Raw genomic sequence first — 21,237 nt, 5'->3', positions numbered from 1 at the left:
CTAGCCCAGGCGCCTCACGAGTTTGAGCACGATCGCTCGAACGGCCAGCCAGAAAATCGCGGCGAGCCCGAAGTTGACGATTGTGCGCAGACTGGCGTCATTCGGCCGGAAAAGGTCCTTGAACGCCAACGACACCGGCTCGGCAATCGCCTTGACGGTGCTGGTGATGGGGTTGTCGGGGTTGGCCCCGCCGACGGTGAGCACGACGTGCAAGACGAGCACCACCGCCAGCGCGAGGCCGACCCAGCTCAAGATCCCTGCGACGATTCCGACCAGGCGCGTACGCATGGGTCAGGAATCTACTACTCAGTAGCGTGCCACCGCTCGGGCGAGCAGGCCGGTCACGACCAGCCAGAACACGGCAGCGAGTCCGTAGTTGAGGAGGACGTCGACGTTGTAGTTCCCCGTGGCGAAAAGACCGGGGAAGAACAGCGCGAGGGGCTCGGCGAGCGACCCGATGAAGCGGAAGAACGCGTTGGCCTGGTTCGCTCCGAGCACGATCATCAAGATGTACAGGACCTCGATGATCGCGAAGACCGCACCGATGCCGCTGATCACGCGTGAAGCCGTGCCGCGGCCACTGGTAGTACGTAATCTGGACATACCTGAAAAGTTCCCGGGTTTCCTCGGGTCGAAACGCAGGCTCGCGCAGAGGTCCCCTTGTTTTTCGGCTCCCCCGCGTCCCACCGTACTCCGCTGGACCGACAGGATCAGCCCGCTGATCTGGACGGACGCAGACCGCCGCCGGGAGACGCGGTGGATTTGGGCGCAATCGATCCGACAGGCCGAAAGCCCCGGTCGTGATCGGCTCGACGACCGGTGGCTCCGGTCGCGATCGAGCCGAAGGCGAGGCGTTTCAGCCTTTCCTCGGGCGGTTCCGCGGTGGGTGGCTTCCCCGTCTAGCCGGGCCTGAGGAGGGGTGTCAAACCGACACGCTTTTCGTCGGTTTGACACCCCTCCTCAGGTCTGGCTCGCTCCGTGAGTGCTAGACGGGGCAGACGCCCACCGCAACGCAACCAAACAACCCAACCGGCAGCCGCCCAACACAAACAGGCGTGCCATCTACCTGCTCACAGCGCTGGGGGCTTCTTTGGGAGTGTCGGGGTCTGGGGCGGAGCCCCAGGAACCAGCCGAACAGGACCAGCCCCATCCCACGATCCGGTCCCGCAAGTTCCACCAACCACCCACCTATGGTTACTCTGTCCAGCGTGTGGCGTTCCCTCCTGCTTCGCTGCCGTGACGGGGTCTGATCCAGACCGGCCCCCCGTCGCGGGACTCAGCGTTGCCGCCGGTCGTTCGATCCACGACCAGCAGGAGCTACCCCGAGATGTCTTCCTCACCTGACGCCTACACCTCCGGCACCAGCCGCATCCGCAAGCCCGCGCGTCCGGCCTCGGCGGCGCAACCGTCCTGGAACCCGCAGCTGGGCAGCAGCATGCCGTTCCACCGCTACCGCCCGTTCCACGAGGTGGTCGAGGTCATCGACGTCCCCGACCGCACGTGGCCGACGAAGCGCGCCGAGAAGGCACCGCTGTGGTGTGCGGTCGACCTGCGGGACGGCAACCAGGCCCTGATCGACCCGATGTCACCCGCGCGCAAGCGGAAGATGTTCGACCTGCTGGTGCGCATGGGCTTCAAGGAGATCGAGGTCGGGTTCCCGGCCGCGTCGCAGACGGACTTCGACTTCGTCCGCGAGATCATCGAGGACGGCGCGATCCCCGACGACGTGACGATCCAGGTGCTGACGCAGTGCCGTGAGGAGCTGATCGCGCGGACGTTCGAGTCGCTGCGCGGGGCGAACAAGGCGATCGTCCACTTCTACAACTCGACGTCGATCCTGCAGCGCCGCGTGGTGTTCCGCTCCGACCGCGAGGGCATCAAGAAGATCGCCGTCGACGCCGCGAAGTTCGCGCTCACCCAGGAGGCGGGCTACCCCGAGACGGACTTCCGCTACGAGTACTCGCCCGAGTCGTACACCGGCACCGAGCTGAGCTACGCGCTGGAGGTCTGCAACGCGGTCTCCGCGGTCATCCAGCCGACGCCGGAGAAGCCGCTGATCATCAACCTGCCGGCCACGGTCGAGATGGCCACGCCGAACGTGTACGCGGACAGCATCGAGTGGATGTCCCGCAACCTGGCCAACCGCGAGTCGATCATCCTGAGCCTGCACCCGCACAACGACCGCGGCACCGGCGTCGCCGCGGCCGAGCTGGGGTACCTGGCGGGGGCGGACCGGATCGAGGGCTGCCTGTTCGGCAACGGTGAGCGGACCGGCAACGTGTGCCTGGTGACGCTGGCGATGAACATGTTCAGCCAGGGCATCGACCCGCAGATCGACTTCAGCGACATCGACGAGGTGCGGCGCACGGTCGAGTACTGCAACCAGCTGCCGGTGCCCGAGCGGCACCCGTACGGCGGTGACCTGGTGTTCACGGCGTTCTCCGGCTCGCACCAGGACGCGATCAAGAAGGGCTTCGAGGCGCTGGAGGCCGACGCGAAGGACGCGGGCCAGCACGTCGACGAGTTCCCGTGGGAGGTTCCGTACCTGCCGATCGACCCGAAGGACGTGGGCCGCAACTACGAGGCGGTCATCCGGGTCAACTCGCAGTCCGGCAAGGGCGGCGTGGCGTACCTGATGAAGCAGGAGCACCACCTGGACCTGCCGCGCCGGCTGCAGATCGAGTTCTCGCGGGTGATCCAGGAGGTCACCGACACGCAGGGCGGCGAGATCGGGCCGAAGGAGATGTGGGACGCCTTCGCCGAGGAGTACCTGCACGGCCGCGTGCCGCTGCACCTGCTGCGGCACCGGGCGTCGTCGGACGGCAGCGGGCACGAGGAGATCAACGCCGTGCTGCTGATCGACGGCGAGGAGCACGAGGTCACCGGGTCCGGCAACGGGCCGATCGCGGCGTTCGTCGACGCGCTCGCGTCGATCGGGTACGACGTGCGGGTCATGGACTACGCCGAGCACGCGCTCTCGGCCGGTGACGACGCCCGTGCGGCCGCCTACGTCGAGTGCGCCGTGGGCGACCGCGTGCTGTGGGGCGTGGGCATCGACTCCTCGACGGTCGCGGCGTCGTTCCGCGCGATCGTGTCGGCCGTGAACCGGGCCAACCGCTAGGACACGAGCGACGGGGAGGACGCGTGCGGCACCAGCTGCCGCGGCTCGCCCTCCCCGTCCGCACGCACGGCCCAGATGCCCTCGCCGGGCAGGCCGTAGGCGATGGTGTCGTCGTCGAGCCACACGACCTGGTCGTCGATCCCGCGGGTCTCGGCCAGCGGTGTCTCCACCATCGTGTCGAGGTTCAGCACGTGCTCGCGCCACGGCCGCACGCCGTCGCCGGGCACGCGCTTCTTGAACGCCACACGCTTGCCGTCCGGTGAGAGCGACGGGCACTCCACGTTCTCCCGCACCTTCGTCCCGGACGAGTCGGCCGCGTCGGCCTGGATCAGGTACGTCTTGCCGCCGGTGCCGAGCGTGGCGTAGTAGGTGTGGTCGTCGGGGGTGAAGGTGACACCCCAGTAGTTCATGTCGTTGACCATCTTCGTGCCGGCGACCCGCACGCCCTCGATGTTGCTCTCGTAGGTCTGGGTCTGCCGGTCGTAGATCGCGGTCCTGGTCGAGAACGTGCCGGCCTGGGAGTAGGAGTCGCCGGTCACGAACGTCGTCCACGACGCCATCCGCCCGGAGGCCGAGAGCTTCGCGCGGTTGGGCACGCCGTCGACCTCGATCCGCTGCTGCTCGGACAGCGACCGGTCGACGAACACCGCGGTCGCCCCCGGCAACGGCCCGGAGGCGTCGGCGAGGCAGAGGCCCTGCTCCGCGGCGGTGTAGAAGCGCTTGCAGGACAGGGAGCTCACCCGGCGCGGACCGCCGGGCGCGGACAGCGGCACCGAGGCCACCTTCCCGCTGATCTCGTCCACGAACACCAGCCGGCCCCGTTCCGCGAGGTCGACGGCACCCGCCTCCACCTCCACGGACGGCTTCTCCGGCGTGCGCAGGGCATAGGCCGTGGCGCCCGCTCCGAGCAGGACCACGGCCGCGAGCACGATCAGGACCCTCACCACGCGAACCACGTCCACAGGGCACCGAACAGCACGGAGGAACAGGCCCTGGCCAGGACCTGCCCGGTTTGCAGCAGCGCCAGACCGGACGTCCGGAGCTCGTCGGGCATCATCGGCCCGGCCACGGCCATGAGCACGCCGTCCGTGCACGCGTAGAACAACCCGTGCAGCAGCAGCACCCCCACGAGCAACGCGATCCCGCCGGCGCCGATCAGCATCAGGTAGGCGCCGAGCAACGCCAGGTGGCCGGCGAGGAAGATCCGCCAGCGCCCGACCTTGTCGGCGAGCGAGCCCATCGGCACGGCGGCGAGCAGGTACACGCCGGCCGTGCCGAGCGGCAGCAACGCGATGTAGGCGAGCTCGATGTCGAGCTTCTTCTGCAGCAACAGGTACACGAACCCGTCGCCCAGGGTCAGGAACCCGAGCCCGCACGCGACCAGGCAGACCCGCCGGAACGGCCTGGAGCGCAGCAGTCCGAACGCCGACCGCAACGACACCGCGACACGTGGCAGCACGTCGCGGTGATCGCGCACGAACAGCACGAGCACCAGAACCCCGACCGCGGCGAAGCAGAAGCTCACCACGAACACCACGTCGTAACGCGCCGGGAGTGTCCACAACAGACAGAACGCGGCCAGCGGGCCGAGGAACGCGCCGACGGTGTCCATGGCACGGTGGACACCGAAGGCGCGTCCGAGCGCGGAGGGCTCGCTGCTCAACGTGATCAGCGCGTCCCTCGGCGCGGTGCGCAAGCCCTTGCCGGTGCGGTCTCCCGCCAGCACGAGCCCCATCGCGGTGGCGGAGGTCCCGGCGGCGAGCAGGCCGAGCTTGCCCACCGCCGAGATCCCGTACCCGAGTCCGGCCACGAGCTTGCGCCGTTGCCAGCGGTCCGCCGCATGACCGCCGACGACGCGGACCAGTGCCGTCACACCGGTGTAGATGCCGTCGAGCACACCGAACTGCAGCGGGGAGAACCCCAAGCCCAGCACCAGGTACAGCGGCAGGATGGCGGTGACCATCTCGGACGAGACGTCCGTCAGGAGCGAGACGGCGCCCAGCGCGAGCACGTTCCCCGCGATCCTGCCGGTGCCACCCGCTGCCGGAGCTTGTCGAGCGGTTGCGATGTACACGACGGCCTCCGATCAACGACCAGGGACGATCAACTGCCGGGAACGGTCAGCGGCAGCTGTAGGGACCGGCCTTGTCGCGCACCCGTCCAGCCGTGTCGATGATCTCCCACGAGTAGGAGCGACCGGACAGGGTGAGCTTCATGACGCCGTGGGTGTCGGCGAACCAGCTCTCGACACCGGTGCGCGGCTTCACGTTCTGGTACAGGTAGTCGCCGCCGATGCCGACGATCGCCGCGCGCATGCCGTTGGCCTCGTCCACCGAACCGCTCTTGCTCAACGGCTTCAGCCGCTCGTAGTGGTGGTCGTGACCGTTGAAGACGACATCGGCCTTGGCGTCGGCGAACGCGTTCCACAGCGGCGACATCACGGACTTGTCGCCGTACTCGCCGGAGTTGAACCGCGGGTGGTGCCAGTAGCCGACCACGCACGGCTTGGTGTTCGCGGCCAGGTCGGCCTTCAGCCAGTTGAGCTGCGTGGAGTCGCTGCCCGACTCGTAGAGCTTCTGCGAGTCGAACGAGACGAAGTGGAACTCACCGGCTTCCCAGCTGTAGTACGGCTTGCCGGCCGGGTAGGCCTGCGCGCCGAAGTACGACTTGTAGCCGTTGAGGTTGTCCTCCCACTCGTGGTTGCCGGTCGCGGGGTGGGTGATGCTCTTGTACCGGCCCCACGACTTGTCGTAGTGGGCCTTGAACTCCGCGAGCGTGCCGCTGTCGTACTGGTTGTCGCCGACCGTGAGGATGTGGTTCGGCTTGATCTGGTCGATCAGCTTCGCGGTCTCGTAGTGCTCGGTGTTCGTCAGCGACGCGATGTCACCGGCGACGACGACCGTGATCGTGTCGCCCGGCCCGGCCGGCTGGGTCGTCACCTGCACCGCGTTGCTCGCGGGACCGAGGTTGCCCGCGGCGTCCCTCGCGCGGACGGTGTAGGTGAACGCCGTGCCGGAGGCCAGTCCGGTGTCGGTGAACGACGTGCCGGTGGGCGTGCCCACGACGTTGCCGTTGCGCAGGACCTCGTAGCCGGTCACGCCGACGTTGTCGGTCGCGGCCGTCCACTGCAGTGCGACCGAGCTCGACGTGGTGCCGGTGCTGGTCAGCCCGGACGGCGCGGTCGGTGCCGTGGTGTCGCCGTTCGCGATGCTGCCGTAGACCTCGAACTCGAACAGCGAGTAGCCGTACGAGGTGCCGCGCTTCGTGCCGTAGATCCGCACGTAACGGCCCGAGGTCGCGATGCTCGTCTCGTCGACGCCACCGTTCTGCCCGGTCAGGGTCTTCTTGGTGCTCCACGACGAGCCGTCGGCGGACGTCTGGATCTTGTACTCGGAGGCGTACGCGGCCTCCCAGGTGAGCTTGACCTTGGAGATGGTGGCGTTGCCACCGAGGTCGACGGCGACCCACTGCGGGTCGACGCCTTCGAGGCTCGCCCAGCGGGTGGCCGGGTCCCCGTCCACGGCGTTGGCGCTGCCGAAGGTCTCGGCCTCGACGGAGGAGGCGGTGGTGGACTTGTTGGCGGAGAGCAGGGAGTCGGCCGCCTGCGCCGGGCCTGACGCCGCCAGAGGCGGTATCACCAGCGCCAACACCACGACGGCGACACCTGTTCTGGTGTGCTTTCTGATCACTTCGTCCTCCTGGCACGGGTGGCGGCGAAGGATTGGTAAACAAGCTTTCCTATTAAGGCCGGAGGTTAGCTGTGGGCAAAGACACGGGTCAACGGCAGCACCGCCGCTTGACCGCGTGACAGATCGGCACCCGATCAAGGAAATCGGGCTGTCATCGCTTGTCATGCACTGACTGGCCGACGGGACCCGGCTGACGGGATCAGGCAACGACCTCACGGCGTCCACGTCGGTGGTGCCGCTGAGAAGGCCCGGAACCCGTACCGGGATCTCCCGGCGCATGACTCGCGGTCATTGCCCTTCCGGACAACGGGTGGGCCGACCGGCGGCACGGGGACACCGCCGAGCGAAGGCAGGCGCACCGGCCGCAGATCGACTTCGGAGCTGTGGGCGGGCTGAAGAAACACCCAGGTCGGGATTGTTCACGTCGGTCACGTACGTTCACAGATCATGAGCACCGCAGCCGCCAGTCTCGTCGTGCTGTTCCTGGTCGCCGTCGTGCCGCTGGCACCGACGGAGGCCGTGCTCATCGGCGCCGGTGTCCTGGCCGCGTCCGGTGAGGTTCCGCTCTACCTGGTGATCGCCGTGGCCGCGGCGGGCTGCCTGACCAGCGACATGATCAACTTTACCGCGGGCCGCCGGATGGGCATGAAGGCGCTCGACAAGGTGAACAAGAACGCCAAGGCCCGCTCGATGGTGGTGTGGACGGCCGACCAGCTGGCGACCAGGGGCGAGACGATCCTCGTCGTGGCCCGGTTCCTGCCGGCGGGCGGCATCGTGGGCGCGATGCTCGCGGGTGCCCTGAAGTGGCCGCTGCGGCGTTTCCTGCCGGTCGCGGCCGTCGGGTCCGTGGTGTGGAGCCTCTACCCCGCCACCGTGGGCTACATCGGCGGTCAGATCATCGACGAGGCGTGGCTCGCGATGCTGCTGTCCCTCGGCGTGGCGATGCTCATCTCCGTGCCCATCGGCATGGTGTGGCGTGCGCGCAACGCCAACCGCACCCTCTCGTACGCCGAAGCGTCGTCGTAGAGGACCGCGTACCGGTCCGCGGCCGCCAGCAGGGCGTCCACCTCGAACGCCAGCTGCGCGTCGCCGCACAGCCGTTCCAGCAGTGCCGACCAGCGCAGGGTGAACAGCATCAACGCGTCGCGCACGCGGCCGGGACGGGCCGCGAACTCCGAGCGGGTCACCACGAAGAAGCAGCCGCCGGGGAAGACCCGCCGCTTCGAGTAGTCGAGCCACCGGTCGCACACGTCCAGCACCGACCCGCCCGCGGCCACGACCTCGCGCGCGAAGATCTCCGCGGCGGCGTGCACGGTCGCCAGCTGCAGCTCCTCCTTCGCACCGAAGTGCGAGAACACCCCGCTCTTGCTCATGCCGAGCTCGACCGCGAGCCGCCCGATCGTGACCCCTTCGAGCCCCTCGACGGACGCGATCTCCGCCGCCCTCAGCAGGATCGCCCCACGACTGTCCATCGCCCCACGACACCGGACGCCCCTCGAAGCCCGCCCGCGCTCGCCTCGAACGCAAACGGCACGCGGGGGCCCCGCGTACCCCGTGAAGGGAACGTGGGGCCCCCGCGTGGGCCGAAAGGGGACTACGGGTTGAGCGCCTCGGTGACCGAGGCCGGGCCGACGAGGGGGACGTCCGGGGAGATGGTGTCGTCCTCCTCCACCAGCACCGGCTTGACCTCGTGCGGCTGGATCTCGCCGGAGCGGATCTGCTCGGCCCAGTGGCACGCGACCTTGTGGCCGGGCTTGAGCTCGCGCAGCACCGGGCGTTCGGTGTCGCAGCGGGTCTGCTGCCGCCACGGGCACCGGGTGTGGAACCGGCAGCCGGTGGGCGGGTTCGCGGGCGACGGGAGGTCGCCGGCGAGCAGGATCCGCTCGCGCCGGTCCTCGACCACGGGGTCGGGCACCGGGATCGCCGACAGCAGCGCCCGCGTGTACGGGTGCAGCGGCTCGGCGTAGAGGTCCTCGGAGGTGGCCTCCTCGACCAGCCCGCCCAGGTACATCACGCCGACCCGGTCGGAGATGTGCTTCACGACCGCGAGGTCGTGCGCGATGACCAGGTAGGTCAGGCCGAACTGCTCCTGGAGCTCCTCCAGGAGGTTCACGACCTGCGCCTGCACCGACACGTCCAGCGCGGACACCGGCTCGTCGGCGACGATCAGGTCCGGCTCCAGCGCCAGGGCCCGCGCGATGCCGATGCGCTGCCGCTGACCGCCGGAGAACTCGTGCGGGTACTTGCGCAGGGCCGTGGTCGGCAGGCCGACCGCGGTGAGCAGGTCGCGCAGCCGCTTGGACGTGGACTCCCGGCCCTTGTCCAGGTCGTGCGCCCGCAGGCCCTCGACCAGGATCGACTCCACGGACTGGCGCGGGTCGAGCGAGGACAGCGGGTCCTGGAACACCATCTGGATCCGGCGCCGCATCTTGCGCAGCTCCTCGCCCTTCAGCGCCGAGAAGTCCTGCCCGTCGAACACCATCTTGCCCGCGGTCGGCTCGTTGAGCCGCAGCATCGCCCGCCCGAGGGTGGACTTGCCGCAGCCGGACTCGCCGACCAGGCCGTAGGTCTCGCCGCGCTTGATCTCCAGGTCCACGCCGTCGACCGCGTAGACGTACCCGACCGTGCGGTCGAAGACGACGCCACGCTTGATCGGGAAGTGCACCTTCATGTCCTGCACGGACACCAGGGTCTCGCTCATACCGACACCTCCTCGGCGGCCGGGGTTCCCGGGACCACCGGGTTGTGGCAGCGGAGCAGGCGACCCAGCTGGTCCTCCTCGGCCGGGGTGACCCGCGTGCACACCTCCAGCGCGTTCGGGCAGCGCGGCGCGAAGGCACAGCCCTGCGTCCACGGGATGTTGTCGGCGACCGAGCCCCTGATCGGCGTCAGCTTCTCGCCGCGGGCCGCGTCCAGGCGCGGGATCGACGCCAGCAGGCCGTGCGTGTACGGGTGGCGCGGCTCGGCGAAGAGCTTGTGCCGCATGGCCTTCTCGACCACCTTGCCGCCGTAGAGCACGTTGACCTCGTCGCACAGGCCGGCGACGACACCCAGGTCGTGGGTGATCATCACGAGCGCAGTGCCGAGGTCCTGCACCAGTTCCTTCATCAGCGACAGGATCTGGGCCTGGATGGTCACGTCCAGCGCCGTCGTCGGCTCGTCCGCGATCAGCAGCTTCGGCCGGCAGGCCAGCGCGATCGCGATGAGCGCGCGCTGCCGCATGCCGCCGGAGAGCTGGTGCGGGTACTCCTTGAGCCGCCGGTTCGGGTCGGGGATGCCGACCTTGTCCAGCAGGTTCTTCGCCTCGATCATGGCTTCCCTGCGGGGCATGCCGCGGTGCCGTTCGAGCACCTCGGTGACCTGCAGGCCGATCGGGACGACGGGGTTGAGCGACGACAGCGGGTCCTGGAAGACCATGCCGAGGTCGCGGCCGCGGCGGTCGCGCATCTCCCGGTCGGAGAGCTTGAGCAGGTCGGTGCCGTCGTACCGGACCGTGCCGGTGATCTTGGCGCCGCGCTTGGGCAGCAGCCCCATGATCGCGAGCGAGGTCACCGACTTGCCGCAGCCCGACTCACCGACGAGTCCGACCGTCTGGCCGGGCTCGACGTCGAAGCTGACGCCGTCGACCGCGGCGAACGGCTGTTCGCCCTTGCGCTGGAACACGACGGAGAGGTCACGAACTTCGAGCAGTGCCACGACGACTCACCGCCTGTTCTTCGGGTCGAGGGCTTCGCGCAGGGTCTCGCCCATGAGGGTGAAGCCGAGCGCCACGATGATGATGCAGACCGCGGGCCACGCGGCGAGGTGCGGGTGGGTGTCGAACACCTTCTGCACGTCGCCGAGCATCTGACCCCACTCCGGCACCCGGTCGTCCGGGTTGCCGAGACCGAGGAACGACAGCGCCGCCGCCTCGATGATCGCGGTGGCCAGCACGAGCGTGGACTGGACGATCACCGGGCCGAGCGAGTTCGGCAGCATGTGCCGGAACACGATCGCGCCCTTCTTCACGCCCAGCGCCGTGGCCGCGAGCACGTGGTCGCTGTGCCGTTGCGCCAGCATCGAGCCGCGCAGCAGCCGGGCGAACACCGGGATCTGCACGATCGCGACCGCCAGGATCACGGTGAACTGGCTGGGCCGCGCGAACATCGCCGCGATCGAGAACGCGAGCAGCAGCGACGGCAGCGAGAGCATGACGTCGACGACGCGCATGACGAGCGAGTCGACCCAGCCGCCGAGGGCGCCCGCGAGCGTGCCCAGGATCAGGCCGCCGGACAGGCCGATGATCGTCGCGCCGATGCCGACGATCAACGTCTGCTGCGAGCCGACCAGCAGGCGCGACAGGAAGTCGCGGCCCTGCAGGTCACCGCCGAGCGGGTGACCCGGCTGCGCGAGCGGGATCTCGTTGCGCGCCTTGACGACCTGGTCGATCAGCATCGGGTCGGCCGGGTTGTGCGGCGCGAGCCACGGCGAGAGCAGCGAGATCGCGATGAAGATGCCGATGATCACCGCGCCGATGAGGAACACCGGGCTGCGCTTGAGCCGCTTCCACGCGCTGGCCGCGAGCGAGGTGCCCGCGGACTCGGCGAGACCGTCGATCTTTTCCTTCTTGGTCACTCCAAGAGCCACTGCGCTCACCTCGTCCTGATGCGCGGGTCGATGAGCGCGTACGAGAGGTCGACCAGCAGGTTGACCACGACGTAGACGCTCGTGGCCATGATGATCAACAGCAGCAGCACCGGGTAGTCGCGCCGCTCGAACCCGATGGCGAGCGCCTCGCCGACACCGGGGAACGAGAACACCTTCTCGGTGAGCACCGCGCCGGAGAGCAGCGCACCGGTCTGCAGGCCGATCGTCGTGACGACCGGCAGCATCGCGTTGCGCAGCACGTGCCGGCGGCGGATCACCGGTGCGGTGAGGCCCTTGGACTCGGCCGTGCGCACGAAGTCCTCGTCGAGCACGTCGAGGACGGCCGCGCGGGTGATCCGGAAGATCACCGCGAACGGGATCGTGGCCAGCGCGATCGCGGGCAGGATCAAGTGCTCCAGCGCGTTGAACGTCGCGTCCCACTCGCCGGTCAGAACGCCGTCGAGGGTGAAGAACCCGGTCACGCGGGTGGCGTCGATGGCGTCCTGCCGGCCGCTGGACGGCAGGCCGAGCGAGGACGACGCCACGCCCTTGAGCACGTAGGCCAGGAAGAACACCGGAACCGCGACACCGATGAGCGAGCCGACGACGCTGAGGTTGTCGAACCAGCCACCGCGGCGCTTCGCGGCGAGGTAACCGAGCGGGACGCCGACCGCGATCGCGATGACGATCGCGAAGAAGCTCAGCTCGAGCGTCGCGGGGAACCGCTGGAGGAAGATGTCGAGCGCCGAGTCACCCGGCTGGACACCGGTGGAGACGCCGAAGTCCCCGGTCGCCGCGCGACCGAGGAACTTGAAGTACTGGACGATGATCGGTTGGTCGAGGCCGAGCTGCTTGGTGAGCTCCGCCGCCTTCTCCGGCGTGGAGCGGTCTCCCAGGAGGGCCGAGACCGGCCCTCCTGGGAGCACGCGCAACCACGCGAAGAGCAGCAGCGAGAGCACCAGCACCACGCCGACCAGCTGGACCAGCCGTCGAATGGTGTAGCGGAGCACTGTGAGCTACCCCGTTGTTCTCTTGTGGTGGGAGCGGGTCCGGTCAGCCCTTGGAGGCCGTGCCGAACCTCTCGTCGGTCAACGGGCTGGGAACGACACCCTTGATGTCCGACTTCAACACCAGAGCGGGCGGGGAGTGCGAGATCGGGATCGCGGGCAGGTACTGCTCCATGATCTTCTTGTTGATCTCTTCGTACAGCTTGGTGCGGTTGGCCTCGTTCGGCTCCGAGTTGGCCTTGGCCAGGTCGCTCGCGAGCGACGCGCCCCACGGCGACACACCGGTGTTGAAGCGGTTGTCGGTGCGGCCGAAGAAGGTGCCGACCCAGTTGTGCGCCGTGCCGTTGTCACCGGTCCAGCCCAGCAGGAACACGTCCGGGATGCTGTTGTCGACGTCGGTCAGGTAGCCGCCGTTCCACGGCTTGGTGACGACGTCCAGCTTGATGCCGGCCTTCTGCAGGTCACCGGCGATGGCGCCCCACAGGTCCTTCGGGGACGGCATGTACGGACGCGTGACCTCGGACGGCCAGTACGCCTTCAGGGTCAGGTCGGTGGCGCCGGCCTCGGCCAGCAGCGACTTCGCCTTCTCGGGGTCGTACTTGACCTCGGTGATCGACTTGTTGTAGCCGTTCACGGTGTCGGGCATGAACTGCGTGGCAACCTTCGCGCCCTCGGGCAGCTGCGACTTGACCAGCTGCTCGCGGTTGATCGCGTACATCAGGGCCTGGCGGACCTTGAGGTCGGCGAGCTTCGGGTTGTTCTTCTGGTTGATGCCCAGGTAGAAGACGTTGAACGCCGGGCGGATCGCGACGTTGAAGCCGTCGGACTTCAGGCCGGCCCAGTCGGCGGCGTTCGGCAGGTCGTACCCGTCGATGTCGCCGGCCTTGAGCGCCTGCTTGCGGGCGGTCTCGTCCGGGATGATCTTGAAGACGATCTTGTCCAGCTTGGCCTTCGTGCCGTGGTAGTCGTCGTTGCGGACGAGCTCGACGGTGTTGTTGGCCTTGTCGTACTTGCCGAACTTGAACGGGCCCGTGCCGGTCGGGTGCTCGTTCGCGTAAGCCGGGTAGGTGAACGCGTCACCGGCGGCCTGGACGTTGTCCGCGTCGTACTTCTTCAGCGCGTCGGGGCTGGAGATCGAGAACGACGTGAAGCCGAGGACCGACGGGAACTGCGAGGTGACCTCGTTCAGCTCGATGACCGCGGTCTTGGCGTCCTTGGCCGTGCAGGACTTGTACAGCGAGGGCTTGTCCGGCGTGTCCTTGAACCCGCCGAAGTTGTCCAGCCAGTACTGGGAGACCGCGTCGCTCTGACCGGCACCCTTCTGGTTGTACCAGCGCTCGAAGTTGAAGCAGACGGCCTCGGCGTTGAACGCGGTGCCGTCGTGGAACTTCACGCCCTCCTTGAGGGTGAACGTCCACGTCTTGCCGTCCGCGGAGGGCTCGTACTTGGTCGCCAGCGCGGGCTCGACCTCGGCGGTACCCGGCTTGAAGCCGACCAGACCCTCGAACATCTGGCGGGAGACCCGGAAGGTCTCGCCGTCCGTCGCGTAGAACGGGTCGAAGAGCTTCGGCGCGCCTGCGGCACCGAAGGTCAGCGTGCCGCCCTGCTGGCCGCCACCGCCGGAGTCGCGCTGCGATTGCGCGCAACCTGACAGGGCCAGCGCGCTGACGCTGAGGAAGCCGATCGCGGCAACCCAACGGCGGCGAGCCGTTACTGAGTGGACCATCAAACACCCCTTGGACAATCCGCACATCTCACGGTGTGGTCGCCGACCATAACCGTTGTTCATACCCCTCCCGAGGTAGCTCAGGTCACGATCCGGCCACTAGACCAGGCATTCTGATACGTCCGGCGCACGCGCGCTGACCCAACGTGAGCACGTCGGATGCGTCGAACGCTCTCCTAGGCTGTAGAAACGACAACGACACGCGGAGGAGGTCGCATGAGCAGGCAGGTCGAGTTCCGCGTCCTCGGCCCTCTGCAGGTGCTCCTCGACTCCGAACCACTGCTGGTCCGAGCAGGTAGGCAGCGTGCGTTGCTGGTGTCGCTGCTGTTGCGCGCGGGCACGTCGGTGTCGGTCGACGAACTGGCCGGGAACGTGTGGGGTGACGACCCGCCGGCACGGGCGCGTGCGACCCTCCAGACATATGTGATGAGACTGAGACAGCTGCTCGGCCCGTCGGTGCCCATCCGGACCGTGCCGGACGGATATCTGATCGACGTCGACGAGAAGACCATCGACCTGATGCGCTTCGAGCCGTTGATCGAGCAGGGCGAGCAGGAGCGGGCGGCGGGCAACCTGCAGGCCGCCTCGGCCGCGTTCGCCGCGGCGCTCGGGCTCTGGCGGGGACCGGCGCTGGTCGACGTGCCGTCGGAGATCCTGCACCGCGACGAGGTGCCGCGGCTCAACGAGCGGCGCCTGCACGTGCTGGAACGCCGCGTCGAGGTCGACCTGGAGCTCGGCAGGCATGGCGAGCTGGTCGCGGAGCTGTCCCGGCTGACGAACGACCACCCGTTGCGCGAGCGGTTCTGGGCGCAGCTGATGGTGGCGCTGTACCGCTCCGGCCGGCAGAGCGAGGCGCTCGCCGCCTACCAGCGGGTGTCCCGGCTGCTGGGCGAGGAGCTGGGCATCGATCCCGGCGACGAGCTGCGGCGCGTGCACGGCCAGGTGCTGTCCGGCTCGATCGACGCGGTGGCGCCGGCGGCGTCCGGTGCCGCCGTGGTGGCCGCGAAGCCCGAACGGGTGGTGCCCTCACAGCTGCCCGCGGACATCCCGGACTTCGTGGGCCGCGACGAGGCCGTGTCGCTGATCATCGCGTTGCTCCGGACGGCCCAGGGCGTACCGGTCGTCACGCTGGCCGGGCCGCCGGGCGTGGGCAAGACGGCGCTGGCCGTGCACGCGGCGCACCGGATGCGCGCGGACTTCCCCGACGGGCAGCTGTACGTGAACCTGCGCGGGTACGCCCCCGGTCCCCCGTTGAGCGCGGTGGACGTGCTGCCGCGGTTCCTGCGGGCGCTGGGCACCGAACCCGACCAGGTGCCGCTGGACCAGGACGAGCAGGAGGCGATGTTCCGGTCGACGCTGACCGGGCAGCGGGTGCTGCTGCTGCTCGACAACGCGTCGTCGGCCGAGCAGATCCGGCCGCTGCTGCCGGGCTCGCCGGGGTGCGCGGTGCTGGTGACCTCGCGGGACACCCTGCGCGGGCTGGCCGTGTCGCACGCGGCGTCGAACGTGCGGCTCGACGTGCTCGACTGGCCGGAGACCAGGGCGTTGCTCGCGGGCATCGTGGGTGCCGCCGAGGTGGCGGCGCAGGAGGACGCGGCCGCGGAGCTGGCGGCGTTGTGCGCGCACCTGCCGCTGGCGTTGCGCATCGCGGCGGCGAACCTGGTGTCACGCCCGGAGCTGTCCATCGCGGACTACGTGGAGGAGCTGCGCGCGGGCAACCGGCTCGCGGCGCTCGCGGTCGAAGGTGACGAACGGGTCGCGGTGCACGCGGCGTTCGACCTGTCCTACACCGCGCTGAAGCCCGAGCTGGCGCAGATGTTCCGCCTGTTGTCGCTGGTGCCGGGCACGGACTTCACGCCGGAGATGGCGGCGGCGCTGTCGGGGCTGACCACGCAGGACGCCCGGCGGCGGCTGGACCGCCTGGCCACGGCCAACCTGATCGCGAACCACGCGCCGTCGCGATACCAGTTCCACGACCTGCTGCGCGACTACGCGGCCGAGCGGCTGGCGTTCGAGGAGGGCAGGGCGGACTCGCGGCTGGCGCTGCGGCGGCTGGTGGACTGGGCGGTGCGGTCGGTGGACAACGCCACGGCCGCGCTGAAGTCGACGCTGTTCCGGTTCCCCCGCCCCGCGCCGCTGGAAGGGGTGGTGCCGCGGACGTTCAGCACCTCGACCGAGGCGCTGAGCTGGCTCGACGTGGAACGCTCGAACCTGGTGGCGCTGGTGGCGCACGCCGTCGAACGCGACCCGGAGAACTCGCCGTGGCTGCTGGCGGACGCGCTGCGCGGCTACTTCCACACGCAGGGCCTGGCCGCGGAGTGGCGGGAGACGGCGAAGGCGGGCCTGCTCGGTGCCCGCGCTCCCCGCGACGAGCTCGGCCAGCTCGCGATGCTGTCGTCGCTGGGCACCCTGTACTGGGTGACCGGGCGGCTGCGCAACGCGCTCGGCTACTACCAGCAGGCCATCGCGCTGGTGCCGCGGATCTCGCTCCCCCAGGCCGAGGCGGCCGTGCTGTCGAACGCGGGCGGCGTCTACATCGACCTCGGCGAGCTCGAACACGCCGCCGACCACCTCGAACGCGCGTTGGTGATCACCCGCCGGGTGCAGGCCGATCAGCTGCAGGCGACCGCGCTGTTCAACCTCGGCGGCATCTACATGCAGCTCGGGCAGCTCGACCGGGCCGCGGCGAACTTCGAGGAAGCCTTGGAAGCCGGCACGCGGCTCGACTCGTGGATCACGCAGGCGCACGTCATGCGCGCGTTGGGCGAGGTGCACGCGATGCGCGGCCAGGCTGACCTCGGCGCCGACTACTTCGTGCGCGCCGGTGAGCTTTACGAGCGTTCCGCGGCACGCACGTTCGGGCACACGTTGCACGAGGGCATGGCGATCACCCTGCTGATGCGCGGCCGCTACGACGAAGCCGCCACGCACGCCCGTGCGGCCATTCAGATCGCCTCGGACCTGGAGAACGTCAAGAGCTCGTGTGACGCCACGAACCTGCTGGGCCGCGCGCTCGAAGGTGCCGGGTGCTACGAGGAGGCGCTGACGCAGTTCTCGGCGGCGCTGGCCAGTGCGACCGAGACCGGGTACTCGTGGGGCACGATCCTGGCCCGCCGCGGCCTGGCCGCCGCCTACCGCGGCGTCGGGCGGTACGACGAGGCGCTGACGCAGGCGATGTCGGCGCTGGTGGAGGCGGGCCGGTCGCAGTTCCGCACCGCGGAGCTGGAGGTGCTGCTCGTGCTGGGCCGCATCCACCTCGACACCGGCGACGCCGCCCAGGCACTGGAGTGCGCGTCACGCGCGGCCGCGGTCGGCGAGGCGTCCGGGCACCGCTGGGTGCTCGCGCGGGCGCTGGGGCTGGCCGGCGACGCGGCATCGGCGCAGGGATCACTCGCGGCGGCACGGGAGCACTGGGAGTCGGCGCTCGAGGTGTTCAACGCGATCGGCTCACCGGAGGCCGACGTCGTGCGCGGTCAGCTCGCCGTGACGACGTAGTCGGCTCTGGCCCTCGTGTCGTCGACGGCGAACCAGCCGCGTTCGAAGTCCTGCCAGCGCCGGAAGTGCTCGCGGTGCTTTTCGCCGTCTCGTCTCACCGCGCGTTCGAGCCGCGCGGCTTCGTCACCGTGGTCGACGAAGATCCGCACGCTGGCGCGGTGGTTCGCCCGCCTGGCCGAGGAGAAGCCCTCCAGGACGAGCACCGGTCGTGGCCCGACCTCGACCCACTCGCCCTGCTCGGGACGCGCGAACCCCTGGGACCAGTCGGTCTTCCGGTAGCGGCCGGGGTTTCCCCGTGCGACGTCGTCGAGCGCCGCCGTGAGCCGCGGCCACCACCTCGTCGCGGGGTCGTCCCACGTGGCGAAGTGGTCGGTCCTGATCAGCTGGGCGCCGAGGTCAGCGGCGAGCTGCTCGGCGAAGGTCGACTTGCCGGCACCGGAAGGACCATCCACCGCGATCAGCCGGGTGCGGCCCAACCGCGGTGGATGGTTCGTCAGGTTCTCCGGCGCCCAGTTCACATGCTCCGGCGGCCGGACAGCGCACGGCCCAGCGTCAGCTCGTCCGCGAACTCCAGGTCGCCACCCATCGGCAACCCGCTCGCCAGCCTGGTGACCGTGAGCCCCGGGAAGTCCCGCAGCATCCGCACCAGGTAGGTCGCCGTCGCCTCGCCCTCGGTGTTCGGGTCGGTGGCGATGATCACCTCGGAGATGTCGACCCCGTCGACCGGCGTGCCGATCCGCGTGAGCAGCTGCCGGATCCGCAACTGGTCGGGCCCGACGCCGCTCAACGGGTCGAGCGCGCCGCCCAGCACGTGGTAGCGGCCCCTGAACTCCCTGGTCCGCTCGACCGCGAGCACGTCCTTGGGTTCCTCGACCACGCACACCAGGCTCAGGTCCCGCTTGGGGTCGCGGCAGATGCGGCACGTGGTCTCCGCGCTGACGTTGCCGCAGACGTCGCAGAACACCACGCCTTCCTTGACCTTCTGCAACGCTTGCTGAAGCCGCTCGATGTCAGCGGGTTCCGTTGCCAGCAGGTGGAAAGCGATGCGCTGCGCACTCTTCGGCCCGACGCCGGGGAGCCGGCCAAGCTCGTCGATGAGGTCCTGTACCGGCCCCTCGTACATCGCGTCTTACCCGAGCAATCCGCCGAGGCCGCCCTGGGCGAGCGGGCCGAGCTTCTGTTCCACCATCTGCTGAGCTTTCGTGTTCGCGTCCCTGATGGCGGCGATCACGAGGTCCTGCAACGTCTCCACGTCCTCGGGATCGACGATCTTCGGGTCGATGACGAGGTTGAGGAGCTCACCGCCACCGGTGACCGTCGCGGTGACGAGACCGTTGCCCGCGGAGCCGGCCACCTCGGTTTCGGCCAGTTCCTGCTGGGCGGTGGCCATCTGCTGCTGCATGTTCTGGGCCTGCTGGAGCAGTGCCTGCATGTCGAAACCGGGTTGCACCTGCTGGTCCTCTCGGAAGGGGCTTTGGAGGGTGGGTCCCAGCGTACGGCGAAGTCAGGAGCGGGGAGCGCGGTGGGCTTCGGTGGTGCGCTTGAGGCGCGGGGTCGCGTCCACTCCGGATCGTTTGCGACCTTTTGGTTTTCTCGCCTTCGGCCGGTGAGTGCGGTTGGGTGGTCAGCGGGATTCTGCGACGAACAGGAGCCGGTCTGATGCGGTCGCTGGTGCTGACGTTGATGCTGATCCTCGGCCTGGCCACACCCGCCGTGGCGGATGTGGCCGAGAAGGTCATCGTGCTGCCCGGCGCGAAGTCGGCCGAGGGCATCACCGAAGGCAGGGGAACCACCTTCTACGCGGGAGACCTCTTCGCCGGCGACATCTACCGCGGCGACGTCAGACGCGGCACGGCGTCGTTGTTCATCGACGCCCCGACCGGCCGGACAGCGGTCGGCATGACCGCAGACCTCCACCACGACCTGCTGTTCGTGGCAGGCGGTTTCACCGGCCAGGCCTACGTCTACGACCTGCGCACCGCCAAGACCGTCGCGGTGTACCAGCTCACCACCGCCGACGTCGGCATGATCAACGACGTCACGCTGACCGCCGACGGCGCCTGGTTCACCGACTTCCGCCAACCACAGCTCTACTTCGTGCCGATCAGCCGCACCGGAGAACTCGGCCAGTTCCGCACCCTGCCGCTGACCGGCCCGGCCGGCGACGCCACCGGCTCGATCAACAACAACGGCATCACCACCTCACCCGACTCCCGGTCGCTGATCGTGGCGAACACCAGCCGCGGCGAGCTCAACAAGGTCGACCCCCGCACCGGCACGAGCGAGACGATCCGCAACGTCAGCGTCCCCGGCGCCGACGGCATCGTCCGCGCCGGCCACACGATGTGGGTCGTGCACAACAACCAGGTCAGCCGCATCCGCCTCGACCACGACGCCACGGCGGGCACGACGGAGAAGGTCATCACCAGCCCGACCTTCCAGTCCCCCAGCACCGTGGCGAGGTTCGGCGGCCGGCTGGCGGTCGTGAACGCCAAGTTCGACACCGGCTTCCCGCCCACGGCCGACCAGTACGAGGTGGTCGTGGTCAACGGCTGAATCGCTGCGACGCGCGGGTGTGGGCTGTGTCCGGACGCGGGTGCGGCCCGTGTCCGGACGCGGGTGCGGGCCCTGTCCGGGCGCGGGTGCGGCCCGTGTCCGGACACGGGTTTGCTCGTGGTGCGGGGGTTGCTGCGTTTTGAGGGCGTTTTCGATTGCGCCTCGGCCGAGTGCGGGCGGGGCCGGTCGACGGACGCGCTCGCTTAGGGCGGGCGGGGTGGGGTGGCGGCGGCTCGGTGGCGGCCCTGTGGTGGCGCCGCGGAGGTGGCGGCTGCGCGGCGGAGGTAGCGGCTGCGCGGCGTCGACGGCGACTGCGGGGCGCGGGGCGGCTGGGCGGCACGGCGCGAAAGCGAGGCTGGGCGGCGTGGCGGGGGACGGCGCGGCGCGGAAGCTAGGTGTCGGCTGCGCGGCGCGGATCCGACCACCCTGCCACGACCGCGCACCACCCAGGCCAGAGCAGCTACTCGAAGTCCCAGGCGAAGCGGAGCCGGTGCCTCGCCGGGTGCCGAGAACCGGTGCCGTCGGGGGTGACTTGGCTGTGGTTCTGGCTGCCCGTGGTGCCGGCTTGTCCGTCGGGACCGCTTGGCCGACCGAACGGCTGTTCGTCGGGACCGCTTGGCCGTCCGAACGGCTGCCCGTCGGGACCGCTTGGGCGTCCGAACGGCTGTCCGTCGGACCGGCTTGGCTGCCGGGCTGACTCAGCCGTCGGGACGGCTGGGGTTGTCGAAGTGACGATGGGCGCTCCCTCCGCGCGTTCCTTGTCTGCGGGCGCTGGTGACCGTGGGGTCCGGACACTCAACAGACGCCGGGGTGCGGGGGTACGGACAACGTTCACCCGATCGGGGGGCGGCTAGGCCTTCTTCAGCGGGCGGGCGCCCAGTTCGTCGGCGAGGAGTTGGAACATCTTGGCCTCGGGGTCCAGGGCGACGACGGGGGTGGCGTTGGGGTCGGCGGGGCGGGCGGCCTCGGCGAGCATGGCCTCTTCGTCGTCGGGTTCTGGCGGGAGGGGTTCGTCGG

General features: G+C 69.5%; 17 protein-coding genes and 1 pseudogene. 4 read left to right on the top strand and 14 right to left on the bottom strand.

All coding sequences use genetic code 11. The features are described 5' to 3' along the window. Positions 1–288, bottom strand: a complete 288-nt coding sequence (locus tag ADL03_RS32315) for a hypothetical protein (RefSeq protein ID WP_053737387.1) — start codon at positions 286–288, stop codon at positions 1–3. A gap of 18 nt (positions 289–306) precedes the next feature. Then, positions 307–558 (bottom strand): hypothetical protein, encoded by a 252-nt coding sequence (locus ADL03_RS32310; RefSeq protein ID WP_197288832.1) that lies wholly within the window; start codon positions 556–558, stop codon positions 307–309. Positions 559–1,327: 769 nt separating this feature from the next. Between ADL03_RS32310 and leuA the strand changes: the two genes are divergently transcribed. Continuing rightward, the gene (gene leuA, locus ADL03_RS32305) at positions 1,328–3,121 is read left to right on the top strand and encodes a 2-isopropylmalate synthase (protein WP_053737385.1); all 1,794 of its coding nucleotides are present in this window, start codon (positions 1,328–1,330) and stop codon (positions 3,119–3,121) included. On the opposite strand, the gene ADL03_RS49915 is transcribed toward leuA, so the two are convergent. Genes ADL03_RS49915 through ADL03_RS32290 form a run of 3 tightly spaced genes read right to left on the bottom strand, consistent with a single transcriptional unit; the run spans position 3,118 to position 6,810 of the window. Continuing rightward, positions 3,118–4,065 (bottom strand): hypothetical protein, encoded by a 948-nt coding sequence (locus ADL03_RS49915; protein ID WP_231642569.1) that lies wholly within the window; start codon positions 4,063–4,065, stop codon positions 3,118–3,120. The two genes, leuA and ADL03_RS49915, sit on opposite strands and share 4 nt — an antisense overlap. After that, entirely contained in the window at positions 4,062–5,195 is a 1,134-nt protein-coding gene (locus ADL03_RS49910; RefSeq protein ID WP_231642568.1) for an MFS transporter, read from the bottom strand. The genes ADL03_RS49915 and ADL03_RS49910 overlap by 4 nt, the downstream gene beginning before the upstream one ends. Positions 5,196–5,241: 46 nt before the next feature. Further along, complete coding sequence (locus tag ADL03_RS32290; protein WP_053737383.1) at positions 5,242–6,810, bottom strand: discoidin domain-containing protein; 1,569 nt, start codon at positions 6,808–6,810, stop codon at positions 5,242–5,244. 447 nt (positions 6,811–7,257) lie between these two features. On the opposite strand from ADL03_RS32290, the pseudogene ADL03_RS49905 reads away from it, so the two are divergent. Next, positions 7,258–7,680 (top strand): annotated as a pseudogene (locus ADL03_RS49905) (DedA family protein); the annotation flags it as partial. Positions 7,681–7,700: 20 nt separating this feature from the next. On the opposite strand, the gene ADL03_RS32280 reads toward ADL03_RS49905, so the two are convergent. The 6 genes from ADL03_RS32280 to ADL03_RS32255 all read right to left on the bottom strand — a co-directional run bounded on the left by ADL03_RS32280 (position 7,701) and on the right by ADL03_RS32255 (position 14,169). Next, positions 7,701–8,282: a TetR/AcrR family transcriptional regulator gene (locus ADL03_RS32280; protein WP_053737381.1), complete on the bottom strand. Its 582-nt coding sequence runs from the start codon at positions 8,280–8,282 to the stop codon at positions 7,701–7,703. Positions 8,283–8,404: 122 nt separating this feature from the next. Beyond that, positions 8,405–9,511: an ABC transporter ATP-binding protein gene (locus tag ADL03_RS32275; RefSeq protein ID WP_053737380.1), complete on the bottom strand. Its 1,107-nt coding sequence runs from the start codon at positions 9,509–9,511 to the stop codon at positions 8,405–8,407. After that, positions 9,508–10,506, bottom strand: a complete 999-nt coding sequence (locus ADL03_RS32270) for an ABC transporter ATP-binding protein (protein ID WP_053737379.1) — start codon at positions 10,504–10,506, stop codon at positions 9,508–9,510. The genes ADL03_RS32275 and ADL03_RS32270 overlap by 4 nt, the downstream gene beginning before the upstream one ends. Before the next feature lie 6 nt (positions 10,507–10,512). Next, positions 10,513–11,436: an ABC transporter permease gene (locus ADL03_RS32265; protein ID WP_053737378.1), complete on the bottom strand. Its 924-nt coding sequence runs from the start codon at positions 11,434–11,436 to the stop codon at positions 10,513–10,515. Between the two features lie 5 nt (positions 11,437–11,441). Continuing rightward, positions 11,442–12,446: an ABC transporter permease gene (locus ADL03_RS32260; protein ID WP_053737377.1), complete on the bottom strand. Its 1,005-nt coding sequence runs from the start codon at positions 12,444–12,446 to the stop codon at positions 11,442–11,444. Positions 12,447–12,489: 43 nt separating this feature from the next. Next, entirely contained in the window at positions 12,490–14,169 is a 1,680-nt protein-coding gene (locus tag ADL03_RS32255) for an ABC transporter substrate-binding protein (protein WP_053737376.1), read from the bottom strand. Positions 14,170–14,385: 216 nt separating this feature from the next. Here ADL03_RS32255 and ADL03_RS32250 point away from each other — a divergent pair, with 216 nt between their 5' ends. Continuing rightward, positions 14,386–17,664: a BTAD domain-containing putative transcriptional regulator gene (locus ADL03_RS32250; RefSeq protein WP_053737375.1), complete on the top strand. Its 3,279-nt coding sequence runs from the start codon at positions 14,386–14,388 to the stop codon at positions 17,662–17,664. Here the strand turns inward: ADL03_RS32250 and ADL03_RS32245 are convergent. The 3 genes from ADL03_RS32245 to ADL03_RS32235 all read right to left on the bottom strand — a co-directional run bounded on the left by ADL03_RS32245 (position 17,643) and on the right by ADL03_RS32235 (position 19,114). After that, positions 17,643–18,116: a uridine kinase gene (locus tag ADL03_RS32245; RefSeq protein WP_231642566.1), complete on the bottom strand. Its 474-nt coding sequence runs from the start codon at positions 18,114–18,116 to the stop codon at positions 17,643–17,645. The genes ADL03_RS32250 and ADL03_RS32245 overlap by 22 nt on opposite strands. A gap of 62 nt (positions 18,117–18,178) precedes the next feature. Then, positions 18,179–18,787, bottom strand: coding sequence for a recombination mediator RecR (recR, locus tag ADL03_RS32240; RefSeq protein WP_053737373.1), 609 nt, complete (start codon positions 18,785–18,787; stop codon positions 18,179–18,181). Positions 18,788–18,793: 6 nt separating this feature from the next. Further along, a complete protein-coding gene (locus ADL03_RS32235; protein ID WP_231642564.1) occupies positions 18,794–19,114 on the bottom strand; it encodes a YbaB/EbfC family nucleoid-associated protein in 321 nt (106 codons plus the stop codon). A 209-nt stretch (positions 19,115–19,323) separates the two neighbouring features. Here ADL03_RS32235 and ADL03_RS32230 point away from each other — a divergent pair, with 209 nt between their 5' ends. Beyond that, positions 19,324–20,220, top strand: a complete 897-nt coding sequence (locus ADL03_RS32230; RefSeq protein WP_053737372.1) for a hypothetical protein — start codon at positions 19,324–19,326, stop codon at positions 20,218–20,220. Positions 20,221–21,237: the final 1,017 nt, after the last annotated feature.

Source organism: Nocardia sp. NRRL S-836 (assembly GCF_001279525.1).
GTDB lineage: Bacteria > Actinomycetota > Actinomycetes > Mycobacteriales > Pseudonocardiaceae > Lentzea.
This window is presented reverse-complemented; position numbering and strand designations above follow the sequence as displayed.

Bases quoted from the DNA above. Each gene is read 5' to 3' on its own strand.
- ADL03_RS32315 (WP_053737387.1), bottom strand. From the start codon at position 288: ATGCGTACGCGCCTGGTCGGAATCGTCGCAGGGATCTTGAGCTGGGTC.
- leuA (WP_053737385.1), top strand. From the start codon at position 1,328: ATGTCTTCCTCACCTGACGCCTACACCTCCGGCACCAGCCGCATCCGC.
- ADL03_RS32280 (WP_053737381.1), bottom strand. From the start codon at position 8,282: ATGGACAGTCGTGGGGCGATCCTGCTGAGGGCGGCGGAGATCGCGTCC.
- ADL03_RS32275 (WP_053737380.1), bottom strand. From the start codon at position 9,511: ATGAGCGAGACCCTGGTGTCCGTGCAGGACATGAAGGTGCACTTCCCG.
- ADL03_RS32255 (WP_053737376.1), bottom strand. From the start codon at position 14,169: ATGGTCCACTCAGTAACGGCTCGCCGCCGTTGGGTTGCCGCGATCGGC.
- ADL03_RS32250 (WP_053737375.1), top strand. From the start codon at position 14,386: ATGAGCAGGCAGGTCGAGTTCCGCGTCCTCGGCCCTCTGCAGGTGCTC.
- recR (WP_053737373.1), bottom strand. From the start codon at position 18,787: ATGTACGAGGGGCCGGTACAGGACCTCATCGACGAGCTTGGCCGGCTC.
- ADL03_RS32230 (WP_053737372.1), top strand. From the start codon at position 19,324: ATGCGGTCGCTGGTGCTGACGTTGATGCTGATCCTCGGCCTGGCCACA.